Below are 6852 nucleotides of genomic sequence, written 5' to 3' on the forward strand. Positions count from 1 at the left end.
GACTATAGTATATTCTTCTTAAAATAATATGTCAACTATTTTTGACATATTTTTTAAAAGAATATTTTCAAGTGAAAATCTTCTAGCGATTTTATGCTATAATGAAGAACAAAAATATAAGAGTGGATTGAATAAACCGAACGTTATCCACTAAAGAAAGAGAAGAAAATGAACCATAAGATTGCAATTTTATCAGACATTCATGGTAATACGACGGCTTTAGCTGGAGTGCTTGAGGACGCTAAAAATTTGGGAGCGACTGAATATTGGCTTTTGGGAGATATTTTTCTTCCTGGGCCGGGAGCAAATGACTTGGTGGCTCTTTTGAAAGACCTCCCCCTTACAGCATCCGTTCGAGGAAACTGGGATGATTGTGTGTTAGAGGCTTTAGATGGGCAATATGCTTTAGAGGAACCCCAAGAAATTCAGCTTCTCAGAATGACCCAGTTTTTGATGGAGCGCCTAAACCCAGAGCATATTGATTGGTTGAGAAAGCTACCTATGGTAGCCAAGAAAGAATTTGAAGGCTTGCGTTTTTCTCTATCTCATAATTTACCTGAGAAAAATTATGGTGGTGATTTGCTGGTTGAAAATGGTACAGAAAAATTTGACCAGCTACTTGATGAAACTACTGATGTAGCCGTCTATGGACATGTCCATAAACAGCTTCTGCGTTATGGTAGTCAAGGTCAACAAATCATCAACCCTGGTTCGATTGGTATGCCTTATTTTGACTGGAAAGGGCTGAAAAATCACCGAGCTCAGTATGCCTTATTTGAGGTTGAAAATGGTGAATTAGTCAATATTCAATTTCGAAAAGTAGCCTATGACTATGAAGCAGAGCTAGAATCAGCCAAGGCCAAAGGTCTTCCTTTTATCGAAATGTATGAAGAATTGCGGCGAGAGGACAATTACCAAGGCCATAATAGAGATTTGTTAGCTAGTTTAATTGAAAAGCATGGGTATGTGGAGGATGTGAAGAACTATTTTGATTTTTTGTAAGAGTTACTTTAATTAACAGATACATTAAAAACGATTGGACGAGCGGCACTACACCCCAATAATGGGACAAGAGAAAAACCCTCTTATGCGACCAGTTTTCTGTACTCTACAGGAGACTGGTCATTTAATTTCTGTTGAATTCTAGTTTCATTATAAAATATGATATAAGATTGACAATATCTGTTATACTATCTTTGGTTAAGTTTCTCCATTTATGGAGATAGAAGTTTTCAGACTTGAGAACAGATGTAAATGAACGATTAGATGATTATTTGTCTATTCTTGATTGAGACAAAACTGCCCAGTATTGCTCAATGTACAGCCCTATTTGTTTATACGCCTTTGCAAACAAGAAAACATACATTTAAATGTTGTCTTTACACTACAAAGTCGTGTCTTTTAAAGTGTAAAAGCAGCATTTTTGGGGACACGACTTCTTTACATGAAATATCTCTATTAAGATGATGAATAAGCTAATATTTTATTTTGCTATAAAACAAAGATCTAAACGTACCAAATTTGGTGCGTTTTTGCTTTTTATGGTATAATAAAAGAAAATGAGGAGGTATCCTATGATTGGAGATAACATAAAATCTTTACGAAAAACACATGGTTTAACACAACCAGAATTTGCTAAAATTGTAGGTATTTCACGCAATAGCTTGAGTCGCTATGAGAATGGAACCAGTGCAGTTTCGACAGAGCTGATTGATCGTATTTGTCAAAAGTTTAACGTGTCATATGTTGATATCGTGGGAGAAGATAAAATGTTAACACCTGTAGAAGATTACCAGCTGACTCTCAAAATGGAAGTGATTAAAGAACGTGGTGCTGCCATCCTTTCAGAACTTTATCGCTACCAAGATAAACATGGCATCGCTTTTGATGACGAGACAAATCCATGGATTTTGATGAGTGACGATTTGGCTGATATCATCAATACTCAAATTTATCTCGCAGATACTTTTGAAGAATTGGAGCGTTATGATGGCTATTTAGATGGTATTGAGCGTATGTTGGTGATGACTCGTCATCAGGTGGTAGCCTAATGAAACTTGAAGACTTTAGTAATTCTGACTTTCAACAGGTTGTAAAGAGAAATATTCGTACCCTAACTCTTGGGAAAACTGTTTCAGAACAACCACAAGCCATCTTGCTTGGTGGGCAAAGTGGTGCTGGAAAAACAACGATTCATCGTATTAAACAAAAAGAATATCGTGGGAATATCATTATTATTGATGGCGATAGCTATCGTTCTCAGCATCCTCATTATCTAGAATTGCAGGAAAAATATGGTAAAGATAGTGTTGACTATACCAAAGGATTTGCTGGAAAAATGGTAGAAACACTGGTCGACGCACTAAGTCAGTTAGGCTACGATTTACTAATCGAAGGAACATTAAGAACAACAGATGTCCCACGACAAACAGCTCAATTGTTGAGAGCAAGAGGCTATCAGGTATCACTAGCACTAATTGCGACAAAACCAGAGTTGTCCTATCTCAGCACTTTGATACGTTATGAGGAACTCTATGCTAAAGATCCAAATCAAGCTAGAGCAACGCCTAAGGAACATCATGATTACATTGTTAATCATTTGGTTGATAATGTCAGAGCGTTGGAAAACGAGAAGTGTTTTGAGCAAATTCAAATTTACCAAAGAGATAGAAGCTGCATATATGATTCTGAAACAGACGAAGGTCCAGCTGCAACAGTTTTACAAGAATGTCTCTTTGGGAAATGGAGTAAGGTGGAAGAGGAAATGCTTAGGTTGGAACGAGAATTGCTAGGGAAGTCACGTAAAGGTTATAGTAAGAAAAAGGAGAGGTAATGCATAAGATTGACATTAACTTAGAATTTGAATAACTTTTTTTCTGATATAAAAAAGTTATTTATCGACAACTAATTTTCCGAAATTTATTATTGGTACAGGGTTATCCATATGATTAAGTAGCCACGGTAATTATTATCAATAATTTATTTGAATTAGTAATCGAAAAACTACTCTACATTATTTCAAGTGAATCTATGTTATCCTTTAATGTACTAGATACTCGCAATTCTAGAGGTACCTTATGGTTTTAGATGTAAATGAAGAAAAGATGACTATTATGGGTGTATCTTTTATAGACAGAAATATTTTTAAAAGTGTCTGGTATGCTCTAAGTACGAATATGATAGAAGGCTGGAAACCCACTGTTGAAGACGTTGAAAGACTGAAAGCTGAGATGATTACCTTAAGTATTAGTGATGAGACATAAAAGACATAAAAGGTCTTCTTTAGTTCTATCAAAAAGTAACATTGAGAGGAATATTATTAAGTTTTTGGTAGATAATATCAAATTACTAAAACTTTTTATGTAAAGTCAACTTTGAGATTTTATTTCAACTCATTTGGAAAAAAACGATGAGATCGAATTTGATCCCATAGTGCTTTCTATTGTGGATAGTGGATTTCTTTATGCAGTGGTTCATGTTAGAGGAGTTGGTTTATTAGTGGAGATTGGTATCGTGCTGGAAAAGAAATGAATAAAAAAATTCTATTAGAGATTATATAAATGCTATTCATTTTTTAATTGATGAGGGAATCGCACATAAGAATAAAATAGAATTGATTTCATCTAGTGCAGGTGGAATAATTGCTGGTTCTGTACCTAACGAGGAAAAAATTTATTAAAATGTATGCTATTATTTTCTCCATTTATCAATCCTTATGGTCAACTTATTTCTGGTAATGATCCACTTGTAAAGACTGAGGTCACAGAATGGGGAGATATATCAGATAAGAATATAAGAGACTTTATTAGGTCATATTCTCCTTTACAAAATATAGAAAAGGCAAGGGGGACAGATACAGTTGTATTAAGTATTTTAGGTCAAAGAGATAATTATATTGACAATAGTGATGTCATTGAATGGCCTAAAAAATTACAAAAACTTAATGTAAGAAGTTATGTTTACTTAAACCAAAATGCAGGACATGGGGGAATAAATAGTGAAGATAGTGAATTTTTGATAAATATACTAAGCTTTTTTCTACAAAACGTAATGAAATGAAAAAACAGAGTTGATATTATAGGAGGGTATTACAAGATGAATAAACTTGCAATTGATGTTAAGAGGTTAACAAAAGAGTTTCAAATTGATAAAGATAAATCTATATCGGTTTTGAAAGATATTTCGCTATCAGTCTTCTATGGAGAATTTATATCGATTCTTGGCATTAGTGGTTCTGGAAAGACAACTTTATTAAATTGTATGTCTAGTCTATCAAGACCAACGACAGGAGAAGTTACAATCAATGGGAAAAATCCTTATAAATTAAAAAATAGAGATTTAGCAAAAGTTCGAAGGGAAGAAATCTCATTTATTTTTCAATCATATAATCTTGTACCTTCTTTACCTGTTTTTGAAAATATTGTTTTACCACTGCGCTTGTCCCATAAGAAAGTAGATAAAACTAAGGTATTAGGTTTACTGAAAAAATTAAGATTTAATGCAGAGTTGGACAGTCTGGTAGGTAATTTATCTGGTGGGGAGCAACAAAAGGTTGCAATATGTAGAGCTATACTGTCAGAATGTAAAATAATTTTTGCAGACGAGCCAACAGGGGCTATGGATAGTGAATCAAGACAATTGATTTTTGAATTATTACGTAAATTAGCTAATGATGGTAAATGTGTTATTATGGTAACACATGATATTGAGTTGGCTTCTCAAACAGATAAGGCATTTATTTTAAGAGATGGTTTACTTTCTGAGGAGATAGATAAACCATCATCCAGTGTTCTTTATCATAAATTAGAGACGAAACAATCGGACTGAAGAGGAAATTCACTATGATTAGACTTATTCTTTATCAATTTAACTATGCAAAAAAAATATTATTAGGAACTGTGCCTTTAGTACTCGTTTCCAGCATGATAGTTGGAACATCAGTAATTGGTATTAACAGTGCTTCAAAAACAGCAATAACTTCTATTCAGTTATTTCAAATGCTCATTTTTTTTGGAGGATTAACTCTATTCTTTTTAATTTCGAATATTATTCAGTTTCTAATTGATATTTTTAAAGATGATTATAAGTTATGGGCTACTTTAGGCGCGAGTTATTTTCATATATCACTTATAATAAGTGGTCAGCTGTTCATTATGTCTTTAATGATAAGTATTTTAGGAACAATTTTATCTTTTGCAATTATAAATAATTATTATATGTTGTTGCAGACTTTAGTTAATCATAATGAACTTCCTGATTTGACTGTAATATTTGATATAAAAACTTTTCTTTTAAGTGTTTCTATTGTACCTGTTATAGTTGGAACAAGTGCTTATTATCATTCTCGAAAAGAATTGAAAAAAAATGATACAGTTAAACAAAAGAAATTTTCAACTACAGTAGTAAAGTTGCTTTTTTGGGGAGTTTCTATTGGTTTATGGCTTCTTTGTTTTAAAATTCTTATTTCGGACACTGCTGGAAAGAGCATGAGTGATATTATCCAACAAACAGGTACGGTGTTATTCTTACTTTTGATTCATCTATTCTTGATTCAACTGATGTCTCCTAAGGCACAGATGGTTCTGTTAAACTGGATATCAAAGGTTATTCCATCGAATAATTATGCTTTAGTTGTTGGTAAATGGAATATTCTATTTAATCCAACATATTTAAAAAATTTACAGGTTTCGGTAACAATGGGAATTACTTTAGTTTCAGGATTTTTACTATATGTACAGAATATTTATATTGGAAATTATTCGGATGGTGCTAAAGAAGCTGTTTTTTCTTTTGTTACTTATTTGTCTGCTCCAATCTTGATTATTTTGGCAAATACAATTTCTATTACAATACTATCTTCAAATCAGGATAAGAAAGAATTATCTCAACTAAAGGTATTGGGAGCATCGAATAAAAATTTAATCATGATTAAATTTGCTGAAGCATTTTTACACTCCTTGATAATATTTGTTATCTCTTTCTTATTTAATTTAATCATATTGTTCGCAGTTAATTATAGTGCAAATTTATTAGGTAATCACATGACAAGCATAAATAACGTTTGGCTACCAGATCTAGTTTTATCAGGAATCGTTTGCTTATTCTATTTAGGAACAAAATTACTAAGCATTGGCTCATATGAAAGTCAATCTTGGTATTAGTTAAGCAGAAGGGTGATTTGCTTAAATTAAACTCGGGATTCTATCTATGGATTATTTTGTTTAAATATTGTTTTATTGTAGCTATTACTTGTTTACCAATTGTTGCGGGTAGATGGTAAGTGTCCAAGAACAAGGTATATCAAAAACTTCCGAAGTCAAAGTGACTTTGGAAGTTTTCGTTACTTACAATTTCGGCTCTTTTCTACCATGTCGTTTAAGACAACTTGTCTGCGTTCAGAAAGACGAAGCAATTCTTGAGCATAGTAACGAACCTCTTCAAGCATTGGAGAGGTTTTATTGACCGCACAAAAAGATTGTTTAGCGAGTTTTATAAGTTTATCAGTCAGGTAAGCAATACGCTTTTCAGAGATGCGTTAGGAGGTAGATTGACGGATAATCTCACACAAGTTACTTTGAGATAGGCTTAATACAAACTCTTTGCATGGAAAAGCCATCACTAAGTTCCAATATTGCTCTCCAGTAGGTGTGGATAATAGATTTTCCAATTCAGGAAAGGTGACTTGTAAGACCTTGTGCAGACGGTTTTTAGTTCGAACAAGATCTTCTGCCATATTTTGATAGAAACGGCTTAAATCACGCAGGTGTTGCTAAATTTCTTCCTGCACGTAAGTTGGTTTACGATTGTGCACAAGCTGAGATTTAGCTAACTTTTCAGCGTCAATTTTATCTG

Annotated in this window: 7 protein-coding genes and 1 pseudogene; 7 read left to right on the plus strand and 1 reads right to left on the minus strand. The window is 33.2% G+C overall.

The window, feature by feature from the left end; translation table 11 throughout:
* The first annotated feature begins 168 nt into the window (after positions 1-168).
* The 7 genes from HSISS3_RS02110 to HSISS3_RS02140 all read left to right on the plus strand — a co-directional run bounded on the left by HSISS3_RS02110 (position 169) and on the right by HSISS3_RS02140 (position 6161).
* The gene (locus HSISS3_RS02110; protein ID WP_021151564.1) at positions 169-1002 is read left to right on the plus strand and encodes a metallophosphoesterase family protein; all 834 of its coding nucleotides are present in this window, start codon (positions 169-171) and stop codon (positions 1000-1002) included.
* A gap of 572 nt (positions 1003-1574) precedes the next feature.
* Positions 1575-2051, plus strand: a complete 477-nt coding sequence (gene pezA / locus HSISS3_RS02115; protein WP_021151565.1) for a type II toxin-antitoxin system antitoxin PezA — start codon at positions 1575-1577, stop codon at positions 2049-2051.
* Positions 2051-2833 carry a type II toxin-antitoxin system toxin PezT gene (gene pezT, locus HSISS3_RS02120; protein WP_021151566.1) on the plus strand — a complete coding sequence of 261 codons (783 nt, stop codon included), beginning with the start codon at positions 2051-2053 and terminating at the stop codon, positions 2831-2833. The genes pezA and pezT overlap by 1 nt, the downstream gene beginning before the upstream one ends.
* Positions 2834-3077: 244 nt before the next feature.
* Complete coding sequence (locus HSISS3_RS02125; RefSeq protein WP_021151567.1) at positions 3078-3263, plus strand: hypothetical protein; 186 nt, start codon at positions 3078-3080, stop codon at positions 3261-3263.
* Positions 3264-3684: 421 nt separating this feature from the next.
* Positions 3685-4059: a prolyl oligopeptidase family serine peptidase gene (locus HSISS3_RS11420; protein WP_134954247.1), complete on the plus strand. Its 375-nt coding sequence runs from the start codon at positions 3685-3687 to the stop codon at positions 4057-4059.
* A gap of 36 nt (positions 4060-4095) precedes the next feature.
* Entirely contained in the window at positions 4096-4827 is a 732-nt protein-coding gene (locus HSISS3_RS02135; protein ID WP_021151568.1) for an ABC transporter ATP-binding protein, read from the plus strand.
* A gap of 14 nt (positions 4828-4841) precedes the next feature.
* Positions 4842-6161, plus strand: coding sequence for an FtsX-like permease family protein (locus HSISS3_RS02140; protein ID WP_021151569.1), 1320 nt, complete (start codon positions 4842-4844; stop codon positions 6159-6161).
* Between the two features lie 200 nt (positions 6162-6361).
* Here HSISS3_RS02140 and HSISS3_RS02145 read toward each other — a convergent pair.
* Positions 6362-6852, minus strand: a pseudogene (locus tag HSISS3_RS02145) (transposase); the annotation flags it as partial.

Source organism: Streptococcus sp. HSISS3, assembly GCF_000448605.1.
GTDB lineage: Bacteria > Bacillota > Bacilli > Lactobacillales > Streptococcaceae > Streptococcus > Streptococcus raffinosi.

Excerpts from the sequence above, each read along its gene's own strand:
- HSISS3_RS02110 (WP_021151564.1), top strand. The coding sequence starts at position 169 with ATGAACCATAAGATTGCAATTTTATCAGACATTCATGGTAATACGACG.
- pezA (WP_021151565.1), top strand. The coding sequence starts at position 1,575 with ATGATTGGAGATAACATAAAATCTTTACGAAAAACACATGGTTTAACA.
- pezT (WP_021151566.1), top strand. The coding sequence starts at position 2,051 with ATGAAACTTGAAGACTTTAGTAATTCTGACTTTCAACAGGTTGTAAAG.
- HSISS3_RS02125 (WP_021151567.1), top strand. The coding sequence starts at position 3,078 with ATGGTTTTAGATGTAAATGAAGAAAAGATGACTATTATGGGTGTATCT.
- HSISS3_RS11420 (WP_134954247.1), top strand. The coding sequence starts at position 3,685 with ATGCTATTATTTTCTCCATTTATCAATCCTTATGGTCAACTTATTTCT.
- HSISS3_RS02135 (WP_021151568.1), top strand. The coding sequence starts at position 4,096 with ATGAATAAACTTGCAATTGATGTTAAGAGGTTAACAAAAGAGTTTCAA.
- HSISS3_RS02140 (WP_021151569.1), top strand. The coding sequence starts at position 4,842 with ATGATTAGACTTATTCTTTATCAATTTAACTATGCAAAAAAAATATTA.